Origin of the sequence: Gaiella occulta (assembly GCF_003351045.1) — a bacterium.
Classification (GTDB): Bacteria; Actinomycetota; Thermoleophilia; order Gaiellales; family Gaiellaceae; genus Gaiella; species Gaiella occulta.
Map to the genome: position 1 here is coordinate 22,725 of NZ_QQZY01000006.1, position 23,973 is coordinate 46,697.

Sequence of the window (23,973 nt, forward strand, 5' to 3'; positions counted from 1 at the left end):
TCAGACGGGAGCGGAGTCCGGGTCGCCGGCGGGCTCTTCGTCCTCGGCGAGTCGCCGCTGCAACACGCTTCGAGAGAGGACGCCCACGAGACGGCCTCCCTCGACGACGGGCACGCGCTCGGCGTCGTGCTCTTCGAGGAAGCGGAACGCGGTATCGAGCGGGGTCTCGGCCTCGATCGTGTAGTACGGCTGCTCGGCCAGGCCGCCGATCGTCGTCAGTCGCGGATCGAGCCCGGCGGCGACCACCTTCGCGACGAGCGTCTTGCGCGTGAGCACGCCCGTGAGCGCGCCGGCGGCGTCCACCACGTACACGGCGCGCACCTCCGGCGGCGTCAGCACACGCCCCGCCTCCTGCGCGGACGCGCTCTCCGGCAGCGCCCGCGGGTCGGAGATCATCGCGTCCCGGACGCGATCCACCGTCACGGGTAGAGCCCGCGCGCCTCGAGGGCGGCGCCGACGTCGCGGATCCCCGTCACGAGCGCGGCCGTGCGCATCGGGATGTCGCGCTCGTGCGAGATCTCCCACACGCGGTCGAAGGCGTCGTTCATCTTCTCGGCCAGCTTGGCCCGGATCTCGTCTCGCCCCCAGAACAGGCGTCCGAGGTCCTGCACCCACTCGAAGTACGAGACGGTGACGCCGCCTGCGTTCGTCAGGATGTCGGGCAGGATCGGGATGCCGCGCTCGCGCAGGATCGCGTCGGCCTCGAGCGAGGTGGGGCCGTTGGCGCCCTCGGCGATCAACTTGCACTGCAGAAGGTGCGCGTTCGCCGAGGTCACCTGATCCTCGCGGGCGGCGAGCACGAGGATGTCGCACTCGAGCTCGAGCAGCTCCTCGTTCGAGACCCGCGAGCCGGTCGCCCAGCCCTCGAGCGAGCCGTGTTCCTTTGCGTACGCGCTCATCGACGGGATATCGAGCCCTGCCGGGTCGTAGACACCGCCGGAGACGTCGGAGACGGCGATCACGGTGGCGCCGCGGTCGACGAGCTCCTGGGCGGCGATCCCGCCGACGTTGCCGAATCCCTGCACGACGCAGCGCTGCTCGGACAGCTTCCAGTCGAGTCGCTCGCAGGCACGCGCGATCGTCATCACGACGCCGGCGCCGGTCGCCTCGTGACGGAACACGGAGCCGCCGATCGAGATCGGCTTGCCCGTCACGACCTCGGGCACCGCGAACCCTCGCTGCATCGAGTACGTGTCCATCATCCAGGCCATCGTCTGCTCGTTCGTGGCCATGTCGGGCGCGGGGATGTCCTCCTGCGGGCCGATGATCGGCAGCAGCTCCGAGGTGTAGCGGCGCGTGACGCGCTCGAGCTCGGCCTGGGACATCGCCCGCGGATTGCAGCGCACACCGCCCTTGGCGCCGCCGTAGGGGAGCCGCAGCAGGGCGCACTTCCACGTCATCCAGACCGCGAGGGCGGCGCACTCCCCGAGGCTGACCTCGGCGTCGTAGCGCACCCCGCCCTTCGTCGGCCCGAGCACGCTCGAGTGCTGAACGCGGTAGCCGGGGAAGACGACACGCCGGCCGTCGTCCAACCGCACCGGACAGCTGACGATGAAGGCGCGCTCGGGGTAGCGCAGGCGCTCGGCGATGTCGGGATGGATACCGGCATGCGGCACCGCCTGGTCGAACTGCGCGACCGCGGTCCGGTAGAGCGGCGTGTCCCACTCGAGAGGTGCGTGCAGCTCCGCTTCGCGTGTGCTCGCCATGGCGCGCGCAGTGTACAGCGCGCCGGTGCGGGACGACCGTCCGCGCGAGCCTGGAGCGGAGCGATCGCGAGGGCCCGCGTGCAGGCCGCCCATCGGGCACCGTCGCGACCCGGGATCCGCGCCGGCGCATCGTGGATCCCGCAGCACGGCGGCGCGATTCGAGATCCCCGTCGGAGATCTCGAATCTGCGTGACCGACACGGTGCCGGGGCTGGGACTCGAACCCAGACGTCCCGAAGGACAGCCGCTTTTAAGGCGGCCGCGTATGACCGGTTTCGCCACCCCGGCGGGTGCTGCAGGCAGAGTCTACGAGCCGGGCGTGAGCGCGTCGGCCGGGAAGCGCTCGGGGCCGTGGAACTGGTAGGCGTCGAAGAAGGCCGAGTACGCCTTCTCGTCGAACGCCGTGCACGTGGCGAGGCGACCGGTGCCGCTGTCCTGCGACGACGACGTCGTCCACACCCCGAGCGCGATCTTCGAGCCCAGGCTCGGCAGCGGCGCCAGCAGCGTGCCGTTCTGGTGCGCGTCGTAGAAGCCCTTCAGCTGGTCGACGGTCGCCTGCGGCACGTCCTTGCCGTACTCGATGAAGACGCCGCCGTGCTCGAGGTTGTGCACGACCTGCGCGGGGAGCAGCGGCTCGGTGTACGCGCCCCAGATCGCGGGCACCTGGTAGTGCGGGCCGCTCGTCGGCGGCGACGTGTTCCATCTCGGCGAGGTTCCGGAGGCGGTCGTGACCGAGTGGTCGCCGGGGAGCGCCTTCACCGTCTGCACGGTGCATCCGGCCGCCTCGAGCAGCCTGGGCGCGTCCGCCTTCGCGCTGTCGCCGCCGAGCAGCAGGAAGCCGAGAACGAGCACCAGCACGCCCGCCGCGAGGCCCGCCGCGCCGAACAGCGCCGTCCGGGACACGCCCTTCCTGCCGCCGGGCGACGAGAGCCGGACGGGCGCCTTCTTCTTCGGGCCGTGCGATCGCGGAGACGGCGGCATCGGCGGAATGCTAGCCCAGATCTTGCACTCGACGTGTCCGCCGGGAGCCGTCCGGGGGCGTGTCTAGCATTCGTCGCCCGCATGGCTATCGTGACTCTGGTAATCGGGCTCGTGCTCGGCGCCGCAGGCGCGTGGCTCCTCCTGCGCAGCGCGAGCGCCGAGCGAGGCAGAGCCGCCGACGAGGCGACGCGCACCGTGCTCGCTCTCGAGCGCGACCTGGCCGCCGCGCAGGCACGGCTCGACGCAAGCGAACGAGCCGTCGACGACCGCCTGCGCGAGGCGATCAGGGCCGTCTCGGCGGAGGCGTACCAGCAGACGAACGCCGCACTCGTCGAGATGGCGGGAGCGAAGCTCGAGGGCGCCGTCACCCCGCTCAAGGAGTCGCTGGCGCGCGTCAACACACAGGTGCAGCAGCTCGAGTCGGAACGCGCCGAGTCGTACGGGAAGATCACGCAGCAGCTCACCGATCTGAGCCGGCGCACCGCGACGCTCGCAACGGCGCTGCGGTCGCCCCACGTGCGAGGGCGCTGGGGCGAGATCCAGCTCAAGCGCGTCGTCGAGCTCGCGGGCATGCTGCCGTACTGCGACTTCTCCGAACAGGTGACGGCCGCCTCCGACGACGGCCGCCTGCGGCCCGACCTGATCGTGCACCTGCCCGGCGGCAAGCAGGTGATCGTGGACGCCAAGGTGCCGCTCGCCGCATACCTCGAGGCATGCGAGGCGAGCGACGACGCCGTGCGGGACGGCCATCTGGCGAACCATGCGCGGCAGGTGCGCGACCACGTGCAGAAGCTGTCGGCCAAGCAGTACTGGCAGCAGTTCGCCGACAGCCCCGACTACGTGATCATGTTCCTGCCCGACGAGGGGTTCTTCAGGGCGGCATGGGAGCACGACAAGGAGCTCGTCGAGATCGGAGTGCGCAACCGCGTGCACATCGCGTCGCCCACGACGCTGATCGTGCTGCTGCAGGCGATCGCGTATGGCTGGCAGCAGGAGAAGGTGGCCGAGGACGCCCGCACGGTGCACGAGCTCGGACGCCGCCTGTACGAGCGCCTCAGCGTCATGGGCGGACACTTCGCAAGCGTCGGCGCCAGCCTCGACCGGGCCGTCGGCGCCTACAACAAGACCGTCTCCTCGCTCGAGTCGCGCGTGCTGGTCACCGCCAGGGAGCTCGAGAGGCACGTGGTGTCCGACAAGGCCATCGACGTGCTCGACCCCGTCGCGTCGACGACGGTCGCGCTGGCCGCGCCCGAGGTGGCACGCGACGAGGGCCAGCCGCCCCTCGAGGTGCTTCCCGGCGACGCCACGGCCGCCTGAGCCCTGCCCGAGCGGGGGAACATCCGCCCCTCGGCGCTCGTTGTCTACCGTAGGACCGGAGCCAACGCGCATCGAACAGGAACAGAGGAGCTGAGGACGACGTGAGCGACGTACGGAACGTGATCATCATCGGAGGCGGGCCCGCCGGGTACACCGCGGCGCTGTACGCGGCGCGCGCGAACCTGGAGCCGCTCGTGATCGAGGGCTTCAACTGGGGTGGCCAGCTGATGATCACCTCGGACGTGGAGAACTACCCCGGCTACCCCGACGGCGTCATGGGGCCGGCGATGATGCAGGACTTCCGCCGCCAGGCGGAGCGCTTCGGGGCCGAGTACCTCACCGACGACGTCACGAAGGTCGACTTCTCGCAGCGGCCCTTCCGCGTGTGGGTCGGCGACGACGAGTACGCCGCCGACAGCGTGATCGTGGCGACCGGTGCGTCGGCCCGGCAGCTCGGGCTCGAGTCGGAGCTGCGGCTGCAGGGTCGCGGTGTCTCGTACTGCGCCACCTGCGACGCCTCGTTCTTCCGCGACCGGGTCGTGACGGTGATCGGCGGCGGCGACTCCGCCCTCGAGGAAGCGCTGTTCATCTCGCGCTTCGCGAGCAAGGTCTACCTCGTGCACCGGCGCGAGGAGTTCCGCGCCTCCCCGATCATGGTCGACCGCGCGAAGGCGAACGAGAAGATCGAGCTCGTGCTCAACAAGACCGTCGACGAGGTGCTCGGCGACACGAAAGTCACCGGCGTGCGCCTGCGCGACACGGTCAGCGGCGAGACGAGCGAGCTCGACACGGACGGCTTCTTCGTCGCGATCGGCCACGATCCCAACACGTCGCTGTTCCTGACACAGCTCGATCACGAGCCGGAAACCGGCTACCTGGTCACGAAGGGCAAGACGACCGAGACGAACATCCCGGGCGTCTTCGCCGCCGGCGACGTGCAGGACCACGTCTACCGCCAGGCCGTCACCGCGGCGGGGAGCGGCTGCGCCGCGGCGCTCGACGCGGAGCGGTTCCTCAGCGAGCAGCACCACGCCTCGCTGACCGCCTAGCCTCGCCAGCGTGCCCGCCCCGCGCACCGGCGGCCGGGGCGGGCACGCGGCACGCCGGGCACAGGTCGGCGAGCACACACACCTCGCAGCGCGGCGCGCGCGCGTCGCAGACACGCCGGCCGTGCCAGATCAGGAGATGGGGAAAGCGCGCCCACTCGGCCCTGGGCACGATCTTCGCGAGGTCGCGCTCGATCTTGACCGGGTCGTCGCTGCGGGTGAGCCCGAGCCGCTGCGAGATGCGGCGGACGTGCGTGTCGACGACGATCCCCTGCGCGTGGCCGAGCTCGGCCGCGACGACGTTCGCCGTCTTGCGGGCGACGCCGGGCAGACGCAGCAGCTCGGGGATCGTGCGCGGCACGCGGCCGTCGAACTCCTCGAGCAGCACGCGCATGGCGCCACGAATCGACTTCGCCTTCTGCCGGTAGAAGCCGGTCTGGAACAAGTCCTGCTCGAGCTCCTCCTGCGGCACGGCGAGGTAGTCCTGCGGGCTGCGGTACTTCCGGAACAGCCGCTCGGTGACACGGTTGACGTTGACGTCGGTCGTCTGTGCGGACAGCATCACCGCGACCAGCAGCTCGAGGTCGCCGGAGAAGCGCAGCGCGATCTCGGCGTCGCCGTGTGCCTCCGCGAGGCGCGCGACGATGGGAGCGAGCCGCTCCCGGCGCCTCCCGAGGCCGCGGCGTCGCGCCTCCTCGACGTAGCTCCGCGCCACCGCCCTACTCCGCCCGCGCGAGCGCGGGCGCCGGCGCGGCCGGACCGTCCCCGAGACGGGGTCCCGCGCAGACGACGTCGAGCGCGGGGCAGCCGGAGCATGCGAGGGGGCTCGGCGTCGGCCGGAAGTCGCCTGCGCGTATCCGCGCGATCGAGGCGGACAGCTCGGCCTCGAGCTGCGGCAGGTCGGAGCCGGTGAAGGTCGACGTGACGACGCGCTCGGGGGCCTCGAGGAACTGGTACACGATCTCCGCCTCGCGCGCGCCGGCCCGCAGGCAGGCGAGCGCGTAGACGTTCCGCTGCGTGCGGTACTCCTCGTCGACGATGTCCGCGGGCTCGCGCCCGAGCAGCGGGTTCGTCTTGTAGTCGAGCACGAGCGCCTGCTCGTCCGCCTGCCAGAGCACGTCGAGGCGACCGTTCACGAGCACGCCGTCGAGCTCGAACGCGAACGGGCGCTCGGGGCGCGCGCCGGCCAGCGACGCGATCCGCTGCGCGAGGGCCGAGCCGCAGTACGCATCCACCAGCGCGGCGATGCGGGACGCCTCCTCGCCGGTCACGGCGGGATACCAGGCGCGCACGGTCTCCTCCAGCTCGCCCGGCGCGGGCGCGCGCGGCGCGGCGAGATCGACGCGCTCGAGCAGCCGGTGCACGGCGTCGCCGAGCTCCGTCGCGTGCAGGCCTCCTCCCCCCTTCCCTGCCCGCTCCCAGGCCGCCGGCTGCATCCCTGCGATCCGCTCGGCGTAGAAGCGGTAGGAGCAGCGATCGAAGAGCGAGATCGCGCTGTAGGAGAGACGGTTCACGCGCTGGATTGGCGCCGCGGGGATCTCGACGGGCTCGCGCAGGCGCGGCGCGGGCGAGGGCAGCTCCTCGCCCGCCCCCTCGAAGAGGAGCAGCTGGCCCTCCTCGGCATCCTCGCTCGTCCCCTCCCCGGCCGCCACGGCAGGCGGCTCGGACACGTACCGGTTCGGGCGCACCACGACCCGCGCGCGGCCGCGCTCGACCTCGACGGGCCCGTCTCCGCCGCCGCGGAGCTCGTCCCGCAGCGCAAGCCGCTCGAGCACCCAGGCGATCGGCGTGCGCTCCGGCCGCTCGCTCTCGAGATCGACGGAGCCGGAGACGACGAGGCGCTCCATCGCCCGCGTCATCGCCACGTAGTAGAGGCGCAGCCGCTCCGCCTCGTCCTCCCGCTCGCGGGTCTCCTTGACGTCCTGGTAGGAGGTCGTGCCGACACGCGAGCCGGTGGCCGGATGGGCGACCTTGAAGCCGAAGCGGCCGTCGGAGAGGCAGAGGATCTCGTCGACGCGTGCCCGCTCGCGGCCGGCGTCCGCCACCACCACGACCTTGAACTCGAGCCCCTTGGCCGCGTGGATCGTGAGCAGGCGCACCGCGTCGGCGCCTTCCTCCTCCGAGACGGCGTCGAGCTCGCGCGCGCCCGCGGCCTCCTGCTCGGCGACGAAGCGGACGAAGCCCTCGATGTCGGGACCGCGCAGCTCTTCGTAGGAGCGGGCGAGGCGGGCGAGCTTGCGCAGGTTGGCGTAGCGCCGGCGGCCGTCGCGGCGGGCGAGCACGGCGAGGTCGTAGTCGTGCTCGACGAGGATGCGCTCGCAGAGAAGCTCGAGCGAGAGCCGCGCCGACGCCTCCACGAGCCGGTCGTAGCGTTGCAGGAACGCGCGCACGAGCCGGCGGTCGTCGTCGGCGAGATCCGGCGGCAGGCCGCGCTCGATCCCCTTGAAGATCGGCCGCCGCTCCGCGTCGGCGCGGATCAGCACCAGCGCGTCGTTGGAGACGCCGACGAACGGCGACGCGAGCACGGTCAGCAGCGCCTCGTCGTCGTAGCGGTTGTGCAGCAGGCGCAGGTACGAGAGCAGATCGACGACCTGCTGCTGGCCGAAGTAGCGGCGGCCGGTCATCCGGTAGGTGGGCAGGTCGACGGCTCGCAGCTCCTCCTCGAACCACTCGGCGTCGGTGCCGGCCGCGAACAGCAGCACGATCTCGCCCGGCGTCGCGACGCCGGCGTCGACGAGCTCGCGCACCCGGCGCGCGACCTGGAGCGCCTCGGCCCGCCGCCAGTGCACCCCGGTGCCGGAGAACGCGCGCTTGTCGGTGACGAGCAGCTCCACCGGCGTCCCGAACGCGGGCTCGCCGTGTCCGCCCGCCGCTTCGAGCGGCTGGAAGCCGCCGCCGAACTCGGCGGCGAAGAGCTCGTTCACGGCAGCCAGCAGCTCGGGCCGCGAGCGGTAGTTGAGCGTCAGCGGCAGCACCTGCGGCGCCGCCTCGCGGCGCTCGCGGAACACCGCCACGTCGGCGTGCCGGAAGCCGTAGATCGACTGGAACTCGTCACCGACGAAGAAGATCTCCTTCTCGAGCGGGAGGTCGCCGCTCTCGCGCTCCCGGGGCTCCGCCGTGAGCGCGGCGCCGGCGGGAGGCGTCGCCGCGGGCGAGCGCGAGAGGAGGTCGATGATGTCCGTCTGCAGGCGGTTCGTGTCCTGGAACTCGTCGACCATGATCGAGCGGAAGCGCAGCTGCTCCGCTTCGCGGATCGTCGCGTGCTCGCGCAGCAGATCGCGCGCGCGCAGCTGCAGATCCTCGAAGTCGAGCGCGGACTCGCGGTCCTTCGCCGCGGCGTAGGCGTCGGCGAAGCCTGCGAGCAGCTCCTGCAGCAGCTCGCGGTCGCGCGAGGCCAGCATCTCGAGCGCCGCGGCGCGGACGGCGGTGCGGGCGTCGTTGTAGGTCGCGGCCCGCGCGCCCCGCGCCGCGTAGTCGTCGAGCTCGAGCAGCCGCTCGGGCAGCGTCGTCGTCGCGAGCAGGTCGAGGGCGCCGCGGGCGGCGGCACGCTGCAGGTCCGTGGCGCTCTCGTCCGCCGCGAGGCGGCGCGCGGCGTCCTCGAGCTCGGCGAGGCGATCGGGGAGGCTCTCCTGCGCACCCGGCTCGAGGACGAGCTCCCGGCCTGCCGAGCGCAGCGTGTCGTACACGCCGACGAGCATCGCGCGCAGGCCGTCGGCGCGGTAGGTCGCGAGGAGCTGCCAGCGGTCATGCTCGTCCGCGGCGCAGAACGCGTCGAGGGCGGCGCCGAACGCCTCGCCCTGGAGGACGCGCGCCTGGGCCTCGTCGAGCACGCGGAAGCGCGGGTCGATACCCGCCGCGAGCGGGTAGGCCGACAGGAGCCGGCGACAGAAGCCGTGGATCGTGGAGATCCAGGCGCCGTCGAGCTCGCGTGCGAGCTGCGGCCGGCCGAGCTCGATCATGCGCGCGCGGATGCGCGCGCGCAGCTCCCCCGCGGCACGGTCGGTGTAGGTGATGACGAGGAGCGAGTCGACGTCGAGGCCGTCGACGGCGACGGAGCGCGCGAAGCGCTCGACGAGCACGGTCGTCTTGCCCGTCCCCGCGCCGGCGGAGACGAAGACGCTGCCGCGGGCGTCGATCGCCGCCTGCTGCTGCGGGTTGGGGGTGCGGCTCACGGGCGCTCCTTCCGGCACATGCGCCACAGGTCGCACCATGGAGGGCACTCGCCGCCGCGCGGATCGTGCCGGACGTCTCCGGCGCGGATCCGCTCGGCGAGGGCGACCGCCGTGGCGCGCGCGTGCTCGACCTCGGCGTCGAACGCCTCGGGCTCGAGATAGTCGCCCGCGACGAAGCCCGGCACCTGGTCGTCGGCCGCACGCAGCATGCCGCGAGCCCGCCTGCCGCCGCCGACGGGCATGTAGACGCCTCCCATCGGCTCGAGGCCGAGCTGATCGCGCAGCACGAGCATGTAGAGGGGGATCTGCAGGCGCGCCTCGTCGTGGATCTGCGTCGCCGTCGGCGCCGCGCCCGACTTGTAGTCGACGACGATGCCGCGCGCGCTCAGCGGATCGACGTCGACGCGGTCGATCTTCCCGCTCACGGCGACGCCGGGGGCGAGCTCGTACCCCTGGAACGACACCTCGAGCCGGCGTGGCACGAACGGCGACTGCGCCGTCGCCTCGCCGCGCACGAGCTGTTCGAGATCACGGTGCAGGCTCTGCGTCAACTCCCGCCGCTGCAGGTCGCCGACGTCGATGCGCAGGCCCGAGTCGATCGCGCTCTCGACGCAGCTGCGCATCAGCACCACCGCCTCCTCGACGTTCTCGGGCGTGACGCGCTCGGCACCCGGGAGCGCGCTCGGCAGCTGCGTGTAGAAGCGCTGCAGCGCCACGTGGGCGATCGAGCCGCGCATGCGCGCGTCGATCTCCTGGTCGATGTCGCCGGGGCGCAGGTAGCGCTCGACGAACCAGGCGGAGGAGCAGCCGGCCATGCGCTCGAGATCCGTCACCCGGAACGTGTCGCGGCTGCCGAGCAGCGCCAGCGCCCGCGGGTGCCGGATCCCCGTCGGCCGTGAGAACGCACGCCGCGCCCGGGCGAGCTTCCGTCCCCAGCCGTTGGCGAGCGCGAGCGCCTCGGCCGCGCGCGCGTCGACGGCGGCCAGGGCTGCGAGCGACCGCAGCCGCTCGCGCTCGGTCGGCGCGTCCTCGAACGTCCACGTGAGGTGGGAGAGCGGGCGGCGCGTCGTCTGCCTGCGTACGTCGTCGGCGTCGAACAGCGACCGCACGGCCTCCCAGAAGGGGCTCGGCTCGCGCGCCGTGCCCTCGTCGCTCGCCGCCTCGCGCACGAGGATGAGCTTTCGTGTCGGCCGGTTGCAGGCCGTGGCGAACAGGTAGCGGTCGCGGCTTGCGTGATCGGGCCGCTCGAGACGGGCGCCCTGCTCGTCGAGGGCGCGGCGGGCGTCGTCGTCGAGGAAGGGAGACGGGGCTGCCCGCCGGGGCAGCGACCCCTGCTCGAGCCCGACGACGAACACCGCCTCGAAGCGGCGCGTGCGCGCGCGCTCGAGGTCGAGCACGGCAACGCGCCCGGCCTCGCCCGCGCCGTCGCCACGCACCGTCGCCCGCTCCAGCGCGGCGAGCACGTCCTCGCGCTCGACACGGGCGCCGTCGGCGTGCAGTCGCTCGAGCTCGCCGGCGGCGCGCGCGACGGCGTCGTGCGCGCGCAGATCGCGGCACGCGGCCGCCGTGAGAGGCGGCGCTCCCAGCCCGTAGGCATTGCGCAGCATGTGGTCGGCGAGCGCACGAGCGGTCGCAAGCGGCGGGTCGCCACGACCGAGCAGGTCGAGCGGCGGCAGCGGCCGGCCGTTGCGGAGCTTCACCGTCTCTTCGATCGTCCGCTCCGCGCCCGTCACCGCACGACCGCGCAGACGACCCTCGAGCCAGTCGACGTCCGCTCGCGGCAGGCCCGAGTACGGCGAGCGGAGGTAGCCGTAGAGCTCGCGGCGGCCGCCGCCGACCCAGACGAACCGGAGCAGCAGCAGCAGCGCCTGCCCGAACGGGGTCGAGCCGAGGCGCGTGCGGCCCTCGATCGCATACGGCACCCCGAGCGCCCCGAACGCGGTCTCGACGGAGGCGCGGATACGGTCGAGCGACGGGCAGACGACTGCGATCTCCTCGGGGGCGGTGCCGCCGGCGACGAGCCCGAGGATCTCCTCGGCGACGAGCTCGAGCGTCGCCCTGCGCCCGGCTCCCTCGAGAAAGCGGATCGAGCTGTCGATCGGGGCCGTCGGAGCGTCGTCGCAGAACAGATGCCGCTCGACATGCGCGAGCGCCGGCGGCAGGAAGGCGTGCGAGCGCGGCGGCAGCTCGACGATGTCGTCGCCGGCGAGCCGCGCGAGGTCGGCAGCCGTCCGTGCGAGCGAGGCGAAGGCAGGGCGTCCCGGCTCGTACGGAAGCGAGACGTGCACCTCCCCTCGCGCTGCGAGCGCCTCGAGCAGGCGCCACTCGGCGCCGGTCAGATCCTCGAAGCCGTGCGCGAGCACGGGCGCGCCGTCCCATGCCGCGAGCTCGCCCGTCAGCCGCTCGAGCGCACGGCTGCGGAGCATGCCGCGGTCCCAGGCACCGAGGCGGTCGAGCTCCGCGCGGTAGGCGCGGGCGAGCGCGGCGAGGTCGGGATCGAGGTCGGCGGGATCGACGAGGCTCGACTCGAGCTCGGTGAGCGTGGCCGCGAGCGCGTCGGCGAAGCCTGCGAACCGCGCCGATCCGCCGAGGCGGCCGAGCTCGGCGCGCGCGACGACACGCCGCACGACGAGCGCCCGCTCCACCTCGCCGATCAGGCGACGGCCCTCGTCGCCGCCGCCGCGGGCGATCGACTCGAACAGCGTGTCGAACGTCGCCACCGTGCCGGCGAGCAGCGCCCCGCGAGACGCCACGAGCTCGCGCTCGACGCGGTCGACGTCCGACCGGTTCGGCACGATCAGCCACGGATCGTGCTCGAGCGCGCCGAGAAAGCGCTCGAGCAGCAGCGCGACCTTGCCGGCGTGCGCCGGCCCGACGACGAGCGAGAGACCCATCCGCCCATCGTAGTCCGGGCCTTCGACGGTCTCCTTCTTACGGGCAGCCGGGAAACCGCAAAGAGCGGCAAACAGGGGCAACCTCGCGGTACGGGCGCGGAAGGGGCCTGCCTGCGCCCGCGGGCGCAGGCAGGCCCCTCGGGTGTTAGGAGGCCGACTTCGGCTTGCGGCCGCGGCGGGCGACCGCGTTTCCCGGCATCGCGCCGGCACAGGCGTCGCACAGGTCGGCCGCCCTGGCGCCGCGCCGCGCATCGGTGAACGTGATCCGCATCACCGCGCCCTTCCCGTCCCCGACTTCTGCGCCGCACTTGTCGCACACGAGAACTGTCTTTCGTGCCATCTTCTTCCTTTCCGGTCGGCATGACGCCTCGGGTCTACCGAGACGTAATTTCGTCGAACAATTCCGACGGATTTTACGGATGGACCCAGCGCTTCGCTCAGGGTGATGTGCAAGCCGGACGATCACTACAATCGCCGCGATGGATCCACGGACGATCGTCGTGCTGGAGGGTGATCAGACGGGGCAGGAGCTGCTCGAGGCGGCGCTGCGCGTGCTCGGGCAGGACGTCGTGGGCTTCGAGCTGGCGCTGCCTCGGTTCGATCTCTCGCTCGAGCACCGCCGTGCGACCGCGAACGCCGTCGTCCACGACGCGGCGCACGCGATCCGCGAGCACGGGCTCGGCCTCAAGGCCGCCACCGTGACGCCGGAGGCGGCCGGGGACGTCGGCTCGCCGAACCGCATCCTGCGCGAGGAGATCGGCGGAAAGGTGATCGTTCGCACCGGGCGCCGCATCCCCGGCGTGGTGCCCCTCGGCGGTGTCCACTCGCCGATCTCGGTCGTGCGCATGGCCGTCGGCGATGCCTACGGCGCCGACGAGTGGCGCGAGGGCGAGGGTCTCGACGAGGTCGCGTTCCGCACCGAGCGCATCGAGCGCGGAGTGTGCCGTGCCGTCGCCGAGTTCGCGTTCCGCCAGGCGGAGCGGATGGGCGCCAAGGTCTTCGGCGGCCCGAAGTACACGGTCAGCCCCGTCTACGAGGGGATGTTGAAGGAGGAGATGGACGCGGCGGCCGGGCGGCACCCGGACGTCGCCTACGAGCCGCAGCTGATCGACGCCACCTTCGCCCTTCTGATCTCGTCGAGCGGCTCGCCGATGGTGATCCCGGCCCTGAACCGCGACGGCGACATCCTCTCCGACCTCGTGCTGCCGCTGTTCGGCTCGATCGCAGGCTCCGAGTCGCTGCTCGTGGCGTTCGGGGACGACTTCGTGCCGTCGGCGCTGATGGCGGAGGCGGCGCACGGCACGGCGCCGTCGCTGTACGGCAAGGACGTCGCCAACCCGATGGCGATGATCCTCGCCGCCGCCGCGCTGCTCAACCACGCCGAGGACGAGGAGTGCCAGACCGCCGGCCGGGCGATCCGCGAGGCGTGTCTGGAGGCGGTCGCGGAGGGCGTCCGCACGGCCGACCTCGGCGGTCACGCCGGCACGAGCGAGTTCACCGACGAGGTGATCCGGCGGACGCGGACGAAGCTCGAGGTGTGGGCCTCGCTGTGACGGGCCCGGAGTATCGTCAGACCGCGAGCGCGACGGCGCCGTCGACGGCGATCTCGCCCGCGCCGTAGGCGGAGACGAACGCCCGGGCAACCTCCGGGTCGAACTGCGACCCGGCGCAGCGCTCGACCTCTCCGACCGCCCACTCGACCGCCTGCGCGTCGCGGTACGGCCGCGACGAGGTCATCGCGTCGAACGCATCCGCCACCGCGAGCACACGGCCCTCGAGCGGGATGTCGTGGCCGGCGCGCCGGGTGGGGTAGCCGGTGCCGTCCCAGCGCTCGTGGTGGAAGAGAACGTAGGGCAGCGCGGGGGCGAGCGAGCTGACGCCCGCGATGAGCCAGGCACCCTCCACGGGATGGGCGCGGATCTCCGCGATCTCGCCGTCGTCGAGGCGACCGGGCTTGGCGAGCACCTCGGGACGGATGCTGACCTTGCCGACGTCGTGAAGCACGGCCCCGAGCCGCAGCTCGCCGAGACGCCCGCCCTCCCAGCCCAGGCGCCGCGCGATCGCGCTGGCGTGGTTCCCCACGCGCGCCGCATGGCCCTCCAGAGAGGGGTCGCAGACGCACATCGCGGCGGTGTAGGCGTCGAGCCGGGTCATGTTCGGTGTGGTTCCCGGAGCACGCTGAAATCCCTTCCCGTAGATTCGCACTGTGCGCATCGTCGTTCCGCGAGAGGGAGCCCCGGGCGAGAGCCGGGTCGCTCTGGTGCCCGACTCGATCGGGCGCCTCGCGCCCGCGGGATTCGAGATCGCGGTCGAGCGGGGGGCCGGGGCGGCGGCAGGATTCGCCGACGACGAGTACGCCGCGGCCGGGGCGGTGCTCCCCGACGGCGGCTCGCTCTATGACGGCGCGGACGCCGTCGTACGGGTCGCGCGCCCCTCGCCCGACGAGGTCGCGAAGATGGCGCCCGGCACCGTCGTGATCGGGTTCCTCGCACCGCTGACGGACGCGGAGGGCATCGAGCGCCTGCGGGCGCGCGGTGTCGTGGCGTTCGCGATGGAGTCGGTGCCGCGCATCACGCGCGCGCAGTCGATGGACGCGCTCTCCTCGCAGGCGACGGTGGCCGGCTACAAGGCGGTCATCATCGCCGCCGACCGCGTCCCGAAGATGTTCCCGCTGCTGATGACCGCCGCGGGCACGGTGACGCCCGCGAAGGTGCTGGTCATGGGCGCCGGCGTCGCCGGGCTGCAGGCGATCGCGACCGCCCGCCGTCTCGGCGCCGTGGTCTCGGCCTTCGACGTGCGTCCCGCCGTGAAGGAGCAGGTGGAGTCGCTCGGCGCCACCTTCCTCGACCTCGGTGTGCGCGGCGAGGAGACCGAAGGCGGCTACGCGAAGGAGCTGACGTCCGAGCAGCAGGCGGCTCAGCAGGCCGCCCTCGAGGAGCGGGTGCCCGAGTTCGACGTCGTGATCACGACGGCGCTCGTGCCCGGACGGCCGGCGCCGCGGCTCATCCCGGCCTCCGCCGTGGCGGAGATGCGCTCCGGCAGCTGCATCGTCGACCTCGCCGCCGAGGCGGGCGGCAACTGCGAGCTCACGCACCCCGGCGAGGAGATCGTGCGCGACGGCGTCACCATCGTGGGCTTCACGAACGTGCCGTCGCTGATGGCGTCCGACGCGAGCCGGCTGTACGCGCGCAACGTGACGGCGCTGCTGCAGCACCTCGCCCCCGGCGGCGAGCTCGACCTCGACTTCGACGACGAGATCACCGCCGGCGCCTGCGTGGCGCGGCCGCCCGCGGAGGTGACGTCGTAGAGAGCTCCTTCATCATCGAGTTGACGATCCTCGTGCTGGCGATCTTCCTCGGCATCGAGGTGATCTCGAAGGTGCCGACGATGCTGCACACGCCGCTGATGTCCGGCACCAACGCCATCCACGGCATCGTCATCGTGGGCGCGATCCTCGTCGCCGGCACCGCGGACGACGGCTTCACGAAGATCGTCGGCTTCGTCGCGGTCGTGCTGGCGGCCGCGAACGTGGTCGGAGGCTTCGTGGTCACCGACCGGATGCTGCAGATGTTCAGACGGAGGGAGCCGAGGCGTGGGCCGCACGACGAGTGACGCCCTCTACCTGGTCACGATCGTGACCTTCATCCTCGCGCTGCGCTTCCTCTCGTCGCCGAAGCACGCGCGCAAGGGCAACTGGATCGGCGCGGCCGGGATGACGCTCGCCATCGTCGTCACGCTCGCGCACCGGGGGCTCGGCAACTACCTGCTCATCGGGATCGCGATGGCGATCGGCGCCGCGGTCGGGGCCGTCGGCGCCCGCACCGTGAAGATGACCGCGATGCCGCAGATGGTGGCCCTGTTCAACGGCGTCGGCGGCGGCGCCGCGGCCCTGATCGCGCTCGTCGAGTTCCACGACTTCGCCGGCGGCCTCTCGACGGTCATCGCGACCTCGACGGTGCTGTCGGCGCTGATCGGCTCGGTGTCGTTCTCCGGGTCGCTCGTCGCCTTCGCGAAGCTGCAGGAGCTCGTCTCCGGCCGGCCGATCGTGTTCCGCGGCCAGCAGGTGGTGAACGGCCTCATCATCCTCGCCGCCGTCGTGCTCGGGATCACGATCGCGGCCGGCGGCGCCGAGCAGTGGATGATCTACGGCCTCGTGGCGGCCGCGTTCGTGTTCGGGATCATGTTCGTGCTGCCGATCGGCGGCGCCGACATGCCGGTCGTGATCAGCCTGCTGAACGCGTTCACCGGGCTCGCCGCGTCGGCGACCGGCTTCGTGCTGCACAACAACGTCCTCATCGTCTCCGGCGCCCTCGTCGGCGCCTCCGGCACGCTGCTCACGCTCCTGATGGGCAAGGCGATGAACCGCTCGGTCACGAACGTGCTCTTCGGCGCCTTCGGCCAGGTGCAGGCGGGCGCCGCCTCCGTGCGCGTCGACGACGGCCGCACCGTGCGCGCCACCTCGCCCGACGACGTGGCGGTGATGCTGTCGTACGCACGCAAGGTGATCGTCGTCCCGGGCTACGGGCTCGCGGTCGCGCAGGCGCAGCACGACGTGCGCCAGCTCGCGGAGCTGCTCGAGGAGAAGGGCGTCGAGGTCGCGTACGCGATCCACCCCGTCGCGGGCCGCATGCCGGGGCACATGAACGTGCTTCTCGCCGAGGCGAACGTGCCGTACGACCAGCTCAAGGAGATGGACGAGATCAATCCGGAGTTCCCCCAGACGGACGTCGCGCTCGTGATCGGCGCCAACGACGTCACGAACCCGGCGGCCCGCGCCGACACCTCCTCCCCCATCTACGGGATGCCGATCCTCGACGTCGACAGGGCCGCGAGCGTCGTCGTGATGAAGCGCTCGATGAACCCCGGCTTCGCCGGCATCGACAACGAGCTCTACCTCGACGCGAAGACGACGATGCTGTTCGGCGACGCGAAGGAATCCGTCGTCAAGCTGATCGCCGCCGTCAAGTCCCTGTAGGCTGCTCTCCCCGGCCTGCGCTCCCGCACAGACCGCAGCCTGCCCGGTTCGGGTGCGGCGGGCCGAGTAGGCTTGCGCGCGTGAGGTTTCCGTTCTTCTCCGGCGCCGACGTCGCGCGCGCCGTCTCCCCCCTCGAGGCCTACGACGCGGTCAGGGCCGCCTTCGTCGCCCATGCGCGCGGCGAGTGGACGATGCCGCCGAAGGTGTACGTGACGAACTACCCGGCCGGCGACTTCCGCGCGATGCCGGCGCTCGGCGGCGGCCACGCGCTGCTCAAGTGGGTGACGTCGTTCCCGGGCAACCCGGCGAAGGGCCTTCCGACCGTGAGCGGGCTGGTGCTGCTCTCGAACGCGCAGACGGGAGGGCTCGAGGCGGTGCTCGACGCCGCCGCCGTGACGGCTCTTCGCACCGCCGCCGCAGGCGTGCTCGCGGCCGAGACGCTGTGCCGGCCGGGCGCCGAGTCGGTCGCCGTGGTCGGCTGCGGCGCCAACGGCGCCGAGACGGCCCGCATGTTCCACGCGCGTGGCAGCGACGTCGCCGTGTGGGACATCGACGCCGCGCGGTCGAGCGCGGTCGCCGACCGGCTCGGCGTGCGCGTCGCGCCGTCGCGGGAGGCGGCGCTTGCCGCGGACGTCGTCGTCACGGTCACCCCGGGTACGCAGGTGCTGTTCCCGGAGGGATCGCTCCGCGAGGGGCAGCACGTGTCGATGATGGGGGCCGACGGCCCCGGCAAGGCCGAGGTCGCCGTCGCCGAGCTCGCGCGCGCGGAGCTCTACTGCGACGACTGGGAGCAGGCGAGCCACGGTGGCGAGCTCGCCGCGGCAGTCGAGGCCGGCGTCGTCTCGCGCGACCGCGTCACCGAGCTCGGCCGCATCCTCGCCGGCGAGGCCGTGGGCCGGCGCAGCGCAGGCGCCATCACGCTGTTCGACTCGACGGGCCTCGCGATCCAGGATCTCGCGATCGCCAAGACCGCGGCCGCGAAGGCGGACGCTCTCGACCTCCCGCACCTGAACCTGTAGCCGAGCCCTGCCCGGCGCCCTCGGCGCGGCGCTCACGCTCCCGCGCCGAGGAGCCGCCCCGGGTCGAACAGCGGCAGCAGCGGGTCGTCCTCTCCCGCGACGGCGCGCGCCACGAGCTCGCCGCAGGCAAGACCGAGGACGTTGCCGTGCCCCGAGTAGCCGCCGGCCACCCACACGCGGTCGAGCCCCGGGACGGCGCCGACCACCGGGAGGAAGTCCATGACGAGGCCGAAGATGCCGGCCCAGCGGTAGTCCACCCGCAGCTCGCGGCCGACGAGGCCGTTCACGAACGACGAGAGCGCGTCCTGCACGACGTCGGTCGTGTGCTCGTCGGCCGTGAACTCCGAGAACAGCGAGACGTCACGGAAGCCGCCGGCAACGACGCGACCGTCCTCCGCCTGGTGCCAGTAGTCGAATCCGTGGCGGCCGTAGTGGGGAACCTGGAAGAGCCGCTCGGGGATCGGCTCGGTCGCGATCACCTGACCCCGCGTCGGGATGATCAGGCCCTCGATCGGGCCGAGCAGCCCACTCGGGTAGCCGTCGCTGCAGACGACGACCGTCGCCCCCTCGAGCTCGTCGAGCGACGTGACACGCGCGTGCTCGCGGATCTCCACGCCCGCTTCCGCTGCGAGCCGGGCGAGCCGGCGCACCCAGCGGGCCGGTTGGAGGACGCCGTCGGGGACGTGGCGGATCGCGGCCGTGAACCGGCCCGCGAGCGGCGGCGCGAGGTCGTCCAGCCATTCGGCGGCGAAGCCCGCGCCGACGAGCGCGTCGTACTCGGAGCGCAGCTCGTCGCGCTCCTCCTCGTCGACCGCGAGGCGCAACGAGCCGACACGCCGGAACGCATCGCCCGCGAGCTCCTCGATGCGGTCGATCGCGCGCTCGCTCCAGGCCCAGATCGCCCGTGCGCTCTCCTCGCCGACCGAGGCCGCGGTGACGTCGAACGGCGCGGGCGCGCCGCGAAGCGCGAAGCCGCCGTTGCGGCCGCTCGCGCCGCCCGCCACCTCGCGCGCGTCGCACAGGCGCACGCGCATGCCGGCGTGGGCCAGCCGCAGCGCGGCCGCGCAGCCCGTGACGCCGGCGCCGACGACGACGACGTCCGGCGGCCCGTCCAGGGCGACCGCCGGAGGAGGCTCGTGCGCCTCGGAGAGCCAGTACGGGATCACAGGGCGATCGTACTGCGGTAGACGCCCTCCGACTCGACCACCCGCCCTGCGAGCTCGAGCTCGATCAGCGCTGCCGCGACGTCCCCGGGGTCGAGGCCGGTCGCGCGCGCGAGCTCGTCGATGCTGGCGGCGGCCTCCCGCAGCCTGGCGAGGATCGCCGCTGCGTCGCCGCTGGGCTCCGGTGCAGTGGAGGCCTGCGGCGGGAGCCCGAACGCCTCGAGCACGTCCGCCGCGCACGTCACGGGAGTGGCCCCCAGCCGCAGCAGCGCGTTCGTCCCGGCAGAGAGCGCGGAGGTGATCTCCCCCGGCACCGCCATCACCTCGCGGCCGTCCTCGAGGGCGAAGTCGGCGGTGATCAGCGCTCCGGAGCGCCCGCGCGCCTCGACCACGACCGTCGCGGAGCAGAGGCCGGCGATGATCCGGTTGCGGGCCGGGAAGCGCCACGGGGCCGGTTCGACCGAGGGCGCGTATTCGGAGACGACGAGGCCGCGCCCGCAGATCCTGGTGGCGAGCTCCCGGTGAGCCGCCGGATAGTCGCGGTCGATCCCGCAGCCGAGGACGGCGACGGTCACGCCGTCGGCATCGAGTGCGCCCCGATGCGCTTCCGCGTCGATCCCGCGGGCGAGGCCGCTGACGACGACGAGGCCCGCCGCCGCCAGCTCGCGGCCGAGCATGCGCGCGACCGTGCGTCCGTAGGACGAGCAGGCGCGGGCGCCGACGACGGCCACGGACGGGGCGGAGAGGACGACGGCCTCCGCCTCGCCGCGCACCCATAGCGTCTCCGGCGGGTCGTGGATCGCGGCGAGCAGCGCCGGATATCCGCCGCGACCCCGGCACAGGCGCCTGAAGGTCACGCGCCCGTCACATCCGCGGGCGAGCGGTACGAGAGCGCCTCGGCGACGTGCTCGGGGAGAACGGCGTCGGCGGCGCAGAGCGAGGCGATCGTGCGCGCGACCCGCGCCACGCGCGCGCGGCCGCGCCCCGACAGCGGCACCCGTTCCACGGCGCGGTCGAGCAGCTCCGACGCGGCCGGCGTGCGGCGCAGCGGATCGCGCTCGCGCAGGCGACTCCGCGCCGCCACCACGCGGCTGCGCACCGCCGCCGAGGGCTCGCCCGGCCGGGCCGCGAGCTCCTGCGCGCGCGGCCGCGGCATCGCGACCACGAGGTCGAAGCGGTCGAGCAGCGCGCGCGACACCTTCTCGCGGTACGCGGCGACGCGCTGGGCGCTGCAACCGCAGTCGGCCGCCGGGTCGCCACGACCGCCGCACGGGCACAGGTTCATCGTCGCGACGAGCCGGAAGCGCGCCGGGAAGAGGGCGTGCCCTCCCACGCGGGCGACCGAGACGACGCCGTCCTCGAGCGGCTGGCGCAGCGATTCCAGCACCGGCCGCGGGAACTCCGGCAGCTCGTCGAGCAGGAGCACGCCCCGGTGCGCGAGGCTCGCCTCGCCCGGACGCGGGCTGGCGCCGCCGCCGACGATCGCCGCGGCGGAGGCTCCGTGGTGCGGTGCCCGGAACGGCGGCGCGAGCACGATCGGCCGCCCCGCCGGCAGCGTGCCCGCGACCGAGTGGATCCGGGTCACCTCGAGCGCCTCGTCGCGTGTCAGCGGCGGCAGGATGCCGGGAAGCCGCCGCGCGAGCATCGTCTTGCCGGTGCCCGGCGGGCCCGAGAGCAGGAGATTGTGCTCGCCCGCCGCGGCGAGCTCGAGCGCCCGGCGTCCGCGCTGCTGCCCGCGCACATCGGCGAGATCGGGGACGTCCGGCTCCTCGAGCTCGTCGGCGGACGGCGGCGCAGCAGCGGCGATGTCGTCCTCGCCGCGCAGGTAGGCGACGGCCTGCGCGAGATGACGCACCGGTACCGCGTCGATCCCGGCGAGAGCGGCCTCGGAGGCGGATTCGGCGGCGCACAGGAGGCGGCGGATCCCGGCACGCCGCGCCCCCTCGGCCACGGCGATCGTGCCGGCCACGGGGCGCACGCGACCGTCCAGCGAGAGCTCGCCGACGCACGCGTGGTCGAGCAGCCGCTCGGGCGGCAGCTGCTGCGAGCCGGCGAGGACGGCGAGCGCGATCGGCAGATCGAAGCCCGAGCCCTCCTTGCGCAGCGCCGCCGGCGCCAGGTTCACGGTGATGCGGTTCTTCCACGGCCACGTGAGCAGCGAGTTGACGACGCCGCTGTGCACGCGGTGCTTCGCCTCCTGGCAGGCGCGGTCGGCGAGCCCGACGATCGCGAAGGCCGGCAGGTCGGCCGTGGCGAGGTGCGCCTCGACCTCAACCCTGCGCGGCTCGAGGCCGACGACGGCGTAGGTGACGGCGCGCGCGAGCACGCTTCGACGCTACGTGCGAAGCCGTGACGTGTCTGTGTCGAAAGTGAAGCTAGTTCGCGACGGCGACGAGGATGGACTCGAAGTACTCGCCCGCGCGCCGGCCGGTGCGCCGGTTCACGTGCCGCTCGTGCCGGTCGACGAGCCGCAGGCCGGCCCGCCGCAGCACCTCCGGGTAGAGATCGCGCCGGTCGTTGACGACGATGCAGACGCGGCCGCCGAGCGCGAGCGAGCGGCGCGCGTTCGCGAGCACGGCGGCGACGCCTTCGACGTACTCCTCGATCGCCGCCCTGCCCGTGCCGCGTGCGGGGCGCCCGAGCTCGCGCTCGCGACGCTCGTCGAGCCCGAGCAGCTCGTACGCGTAGCGATGCTGCTCGTGGTAGTCGATCAACCCCGGATACGGCGGCGAGGTGACGACGCCGTCGTAGGGCCCCTCCAGATCGATCGAGCGGGCGTCGCCGTGGAGCACGCGGGCGACACGGCCCGGGGCGCGCACGGCCGCGAACGCCTCGATGCGATCGAGCGTGTCCAGCGTGTAGCGCAGCAGGAAGCGGCGCGCGGACTCGGCCGGCCGGCAGCTACGCCGGTGCTTGTGGCACCAGTACGGCTCCGTCTGGGGCCGCTTCGGGAAGTCGAGGTCGAAGTGCGTCGTGCGGCGTGCCGAGCGGGCGGCGCGGGCGAGCACGACGCGGAGCACGTCGGAGGAGCCGACCTGCTCGACGAGCGAGCGGAAGTGCGCCAGCTCCTCGGCGGCGGCGGGCGCATACCAGGAGCGCACGTAGTCCGACGCCTCGCGCGGGTAGCGGCCACGCGGCGCGAACGCCTCTGCCTGCGCGTGCGCCCAGCGCAGGTCGCGGCGCAGGGCGTCGAGGTTGTACGGGCGCGTCTTGACGCGGACGAGGAGCGCGTTGAAGCCGGCGATGTCGACGCCGGCCGCGTCGTAGCCCGACTCGAGCGCCTGCACGAGCGTGGTGCCCGAGCCCGCGAACGGGTCGAGCACGCGGCCGCCGCGCGGCACGTGACGCTCGAGCAGCGCCTCGACGAGCTGCGGGACGAACTTGCCGAGGTACGGGTGGAGCCGGTGGACGTGCTTGGTGCGCTCGCGCTCGGGCAGCTCGCGCTCGGACCACGAGAGCTCCAGGTCGAGAGCGGGATACAGCGCCTCCTGCGTCGCGGCCATCACGTGCATGTTCGCCGCCGCGGCGGACATCCCTGTCGAGCGGCCGCGCGGACGGGCCCGCCATCGCCGGGCGAAGGCGCCGTGTCGCTCAGGGCGGGCCGAGAGGCGGAGACCGCCTGCGCCCTCCAGCCGCCAGCGAGCAGGCGATGCGCCTCAGGCGACGACCGTCGAGCGCCACGACGTCGAAGCGCACCCGCACGTCCGCAGGCTGGGGGTTGCGCACGAGCCACGCCTGCGCTGCGTCGCGGACGCGCCGCTGCTTCTCGGCGCTCACGGCGGCGACGGCGCCGCCGAAGCCGGAGCCGCGCCGCTGCTTGACCTCGACGAACGCGATCTCCCTGCCGCGCCGGACGATCAGGTCGAGCTCGTTGCGCCCTGCGCGGACGTTCACGCCGAGCACGCGGTAGCCGCGCAGGCGGTAGTGCCAGAGCGCGCGGCGCTCCCCCGCGTTCATGCCGCCGCCGGCTCCTCCTCGTAGCACTTCGCCGCGTACGAGAGACGGTGCTGCCCGCAGGGCCCGTGGGCGCGCACCGCGGCGGCGTGCGCGGGCGTGATGTAGCCGGCGTGGGACGAGAAGCCGTAGCGCGGGTGGAGCGAGTCGAGGCGACGCATGACGCGGTCCCTCGTCACCTTGGCGACGATCGAGGCTGCCGCGATCGCGGCGCTCCTGGTGTCGCCGTCGACGAGCGCCCGGTGCGGCGGCGCCAGCGGGCCGAGCCGGAACCCGTCCACGAGGCGCGCCTCGGCCTGCGAGAGGTCGGCGAGCACGGTGCGCAACCCCCACAGATTCGAGTGGTGGAGGCCGTCGCGGTCGATCGCGCCGGCCGGGATGACCCGCACGGAGACCCGGCTCGCGCAGCCCATCACGGCGCGGAACAGCTCCTCGCGCTCGTCGGGCGCCACCTGCTTCGAGTCGTTGAGCGTCGCGAGCCGCCGGACACGGCGTCCGCGCAGCGCGGCGTAGTCGAACAGGACGCCCGCGACGACGAGCGGGCCGGCGAGCGATCCACGCCCGGCCTCGTCCGCGCCCGCCACGAATCGCACCCCGAGGCGTCGGTCGAAGCGGAGCAGACGCTGGCCGCTGGCAGAGGGCACCGGCCGAGGATAGCGCCCGCTTCGGAGCGGCATCGTGCCGCCTTCGTGCCAGCTCTGCGCCCGACACCCTGCGCCGAGGGCCGCATCGAGCCGTGCCCGCGGG

21 protein-coding genes and 1 tRNA gene are annotated in these 23,973 nt (G+C 73.3%); 7 read left to right on the forward strand and 15 right to left on the reverse strand.

Going from position 1 to position 23,973, the window contains the following annotated elements; all coding sequences use genetic code 11:
* The 4 genes from Gocc_RS11680 to Gocc_RS11695 all read right to left on the reverse strand — a co-directional run bounded on the left by Gocc_RS11680 (window position 1) and on the right by Gocc_RS11695 (window position 2,686).
* The gene (locus Gocc_RS11680; protein WP_114796750.1) at window positions 1–417 is read right to left on the reverse strand and encodes a CBS domain-containing protein; all 417 of its coding nucleotides are present in this window, start codon (window positions 415–417) and stop codon (window positions 1–3) included.
* A 2-nt stretch (window positions 418–419) separates the two neighbouring features.
* Window positions 420–1,706 (reverse strand): Glu/Leu/Phe/Val family dehydrogenase, encoded by a 1,287-nt coding sequence (locus Gocc_RS11685; RefSeq protein WP_114796751.1) that lies wholly within the window; start codon window positions 1,704–1,706, stop codon window positions 420–422.
* Between the two features lie 202 nt (window positions 1,707–1,908).
* Window positions 1,909–1,993: transfer RNA gene (locus Gocc_RS11690), tRNA-Leu, on the reverse strand.
* A gap of 18 nt (window positions 1,994–2,011) precedes the next feature.
* Complete coding sequence (locus Gocc_RS11695) at window positions 2,012–2,686, reverse strand: DUF3105 domain-containing protein (protein ID WP_114796752.1); 675 nt, start codon at window positions 2,684–2,686, stop codon at window positions 2,012–2,014.
* 81 nt (window positions 2,687–2,767) lie between these two features.
* Here Gocc_RS11695 and Gocc_RS11700 point away from each other — a divergent pair, with 81 nt between their 5' ends.
* On the forward strand, window positions 2,768–4,003 hold the full coding sequence (locus Gocc_RS11700; RefSeq protein ID WP_114796753.1) for a DNA recombination protein RmuC: 1,236 nt from the start codon (window positions 2,768–2,770) through the stop codon (window positions 4,001–4,003).
* 101 nt (window positions 4,004–4,104) lie between these two features.
* The gene (gene trxB / locus Gocc_RS11705; RefSeq protein ID WP_114796754.1) at window positions 4,105–5,052 is read left to right on the forward strand and encodes a thioredoxin-disulfide reductase; all 948 of its coding nucleotides are present in this window, start codon (window positions 4,105–4,107) and stop codon (window positions 5,050–5,052) included.
* Here trxB and nth read toward each other — a convergent pair.
* The 4 genes from nth to Gocc_RS15735 form a co-directional block, all read right to left on the reverse strand.
* A complete protein-coding gene (nth, locus tag Gocc_RS11710) occupies window positions 5,018–5,764 on the reverse strand; it encodes an endonuclease III (protein ID WP_114796755.1) in 747 nt (248 codons plus the stop codon). The two genes, trxB and nth, sit on opposite strands and share 35 nt — an antisense overlap.
* Before the next feature lie 4 nt (window positions 5,765–5,768).
* Complete coding sequence (locus Gocc_RS11715) at window positions 5,769–9,221, reverse strand: UvrD-helicase domain-containing protein (protein WP_181813625.1); 3,453 nt, start codon at window positions 9,219–9,221, stop codon at window positions 5,769–5,771.
* The gene (locus Gocc_RS11720) at window positions 9,218–12,115 is read right to left on the reverse strand and encodes a PD-(D/E)XK nuclease family protein (protein WP_114796757.1); all 2,898 of its coding nucleotides are present in this window, start codon (window positions 12,113–12,115) and stop codon (window positions 9,218–9,220) included. Before Gocc_RS11720 ends, Gocc_RS11715 begins: the two co-directional genes overlap by 4 nt.
* A gap of 145 nt (window positions 12,116–12,260) precedes the next feature.
* Window positions 12,261–12,455: a hypothetical protein gene (locus tag Gocc_RS15735; RefSeq protein WP_147281287.1), complete on the reverse strand. Its 195-nt coding sequence runs from the start codon at window positions 12,453–12,455 to the stop codon at window positions 12,261–12,263.
* A 139-nt stretch (window positions 12,456–12,594) separates the two neighbouring features.
* Between Gocc_RS15735 and Gocc_RS11725 the strand changes: the two genes are divergently transcribed.
* Window positions 12,595–13,668 (forward strand): isocitrate/isopropylmalate family dehydrogenase, encoded by a 1,074-nt coding sequence (locus tag Gocc_RS11725; protein WP_114796758.1) that lies wholly within the window; start codon window positions 12,595–12,597, stop codon window positions 13,666–13,668.
* A 16-nt stretch (window positions 13,669–13,684) separates the two neighbouring features.
* Here Gocc_RS11725 and Gocc_RS11730 read toward each other — a convergent pair whose 3' ends face one another.
* On the reverse strand, window positions 13,685–14,269 hold the full coding sequence (locus Gocc_RS11730; RefSeq protein ID WP_181813626.1) for an HD-GYP domain-containing protein: 585 nt from the start codon (window positions 14,267–14,269) through the stop codon (window positions 13,685–13,687).
* 52 nt (window positions 14,270–14,321) lie between these two features.
* Here Gocc_RS11730 and Gocc_RS11735 point away from each other — a divergent pair, with 52 nt between their 5' ends.
* The 4 genes from Gocc_RS11735 (at window position 14,322) to Gocc_RS11750 (ending at window position 18,109) form a co-directional block, all read left to right on the forward strand.
* Window positions 14,322–15,422, forward strand: a complete 1,101-nt coding sequence (locus Gocc_RS11735; protein ID WP_114796759.1) for a Re/Si-specific NAD(P)(+) transhydrogenase subunit alpha — start codon at window positions 14,322–14,324, stop codon at window positions 15,420–15,422.
* Between the two features lie 20 nt (window positions 15,423–15,442).
* Complete coding sequence (locus Gocc_RS11740) at window positions 15,443–15,727, forward strand: NAD(P) transhydrogenase subunit alpha part 2 (RefSeq protein ID WP_245904922.1); 285 nt, start codon at window positions 15,443–15,445, stop codon at window positions 15,725–15,727.
* Window positions 15,708–17,090: an NAD(P)(+) transhydrogenase (Re/Si-specific) subunit beta gene (locus Gocc_RS11745; RefSeq protein ID WP_114796761.1), complete on the forward strand. Its 1,383-nt coding sequence runs from the start codon at window positions 15,708–15,710 to the stop codon at window positions 17,088–17,090. The genes Gocc_RS11740 and Gocc_RS11745 overlap by 20 nt, the downstream gene beginning before the upstream one ends.
* A gap of 80 nt (window positions 17,091–17,170) precedes the next feature.
* Complete coding sequence (locus Gocc_RS11750; protein ID WP_181813627.1) at window positions 17,171–18,109, forward strand: ornithine cyclodeaminase family protein; 939 nt, start codon at window positions 17,171–17,173, stop codon at window positions 18,107–18,109.
* Window positions 18,110–18,141: 32 nt separating this feature from the next.
* Here the strand turns inward: Gocc_RS11750 and Gocc_RS11755 are convergent, their stop codons facing one another.
* The 6 genes from Gocc_RS11755 to Gocc_RS11780 all read right to left on the reverse strand — a co-directional run bounded on the left by Gocc_RS11755 (window position 18,142) and on the right by Gocc_RS11780 (window position 23,870).
* On the reverse strand, window positions 18,142–19,275 hold the full coding sequence (locus Gocc_RS11755; protein ID WP_181813628.1) for an NAD(P)/FAD-dependent oxidoreductase: 1,134 nt from the start codon (window positions 19,273–19,275) through the stop codon (window positions 18,142–18,144).
* Window positions 19,272–20,129 (reverse strand): DNA-processing protein DprA, encoded by an 858-nt coding sequence (gene dprA, locus Gocc_RS11760; RefSeq protein WP_181813629.1) that lies wholly within the window; start codon window positions 20,127–20,129, stop codon window positions 19,272–19,274. The genes Gocc_RS11755 and dprA overlap by 4 nt, the downstream gene beginning before the upstream one ends.
* A complete protein-coding gene (locus tag Gocc_RS11765; protein WP_114796764.1) occupies window positions 20,126–21,598 on the reverse strand; it encodes a YifB family Mg chelatase-like AAA ATPase in 1,473 nt (490 codons plus the stop codon). The genes dprA and Gocc_RS11765 overlap by 4 nt, the downstream gene beginning before the upstream one ends.
* Before the next feature lie 49 nt (window positions 21,599–21,647).
* On the reverse strand, window positions 21,648–22,775 hold the full coding sequence (locus Gocc_RS11770) for a DNA methyltransferase (protein ID WP_181813630.1): 1,128 nt from the start codon (window positions 22,773–22,775) through the stop codon (window positions 21,648–21,650).
* An 88-nt stretch (window positions 22,776–22,863) separates the two neighbouring features.
* A complete protein-coding gene (locus Gocc_RS11775; RefSeq protein ID WP_114796766.1) occupies window positions 22,864–23,229 on the reverse strand; it encodes a YraN family protein in 366 nt (121 codons plus the stop codon).
* Window positions 23,226–23,870, reverse strand: a complete 645-nt coding sequence (locus tag Gocc_RS11780) for a ribonuclease HII (protein ID WP_220150594.1) — start codon at window positions 23,868–23,870, stop codon at window positions 23,226–23,228. The genes Gocc_RS11775 and Gocc_RS11780 overlap by 4 nt, the downstream gene beginning before the upstream one ends.
* Window positions 23,871–23,973 lie beyond the last annotated feature (103 nt).

Bases quoted from the DNA above. Each gene is read 5' to 3' on its own strand.
- Gocc_RS11685 (WP_114796751.1), bottom strand. From the start codon at position 1,706: ATGGCGAGCACACGCGAAGCGGAGCTGCACGCACCTCTCGAGTGGGAC.
- Gocc_RS11695 (WP_114796752.1), bottom strand. From the start codon at position 2,686: ATGCCGCCGTCTCCGCGATCGCACGGCCCGAAGAAGAAGGCGCCCGTC.
- Gocc_RS11700 (WP_114796753.1), top strand. From the start codon at position 2,768: ATGGCTATCGTGACTCTGGTAATCGGGCTCGTGCTCGGCGCCGCAGGC.
- Gocc_RS11720 (WP_114796757.1), bottom strand. From the start codon at position 12,115: ATGGGTCTCTCGCTCGTCGTCGGGCCGGCGCACGCCGGCAAGGTCGCG.
- Gocc_RS15735 (WP_147281287.1), bottom strand. From the start codon at position 12,455: ATGGCACGAAAGACAGTTCTCGTGTGCGACAAGTGCGGCGCAGAAGTC.
- Gocc_RS11725 (WP_114796758.1), top strand. From the start codon at position 12,595: ATGGATCCACGGACGATCGTCGTGCTGGAGGGTGATCAGACGGGGCAG.
- Gocc_RS11730 (WP_181813626.1), bottom strand. From the start codon at position 14,269: ATGACCCGGCTCGACGCCTACACCGCCGCGATGTGCGTCTGCGACCCC.
- Gocc_RS11770 (WP_181813630.1), bottom strand. From the start codon at position 22,775: ATGGCCGCGACGCAGGAGGCGCTGTATCCCGCTCTCGACCTGGAGCTC.
- Gocc_RS11775 (WP_114796766.1), bottom strand. From the start codon at position 23,229: ATGAACGCGGGGGAGCGCCGCGCGCTCTGGCACTACCGCCTGCGCGGC.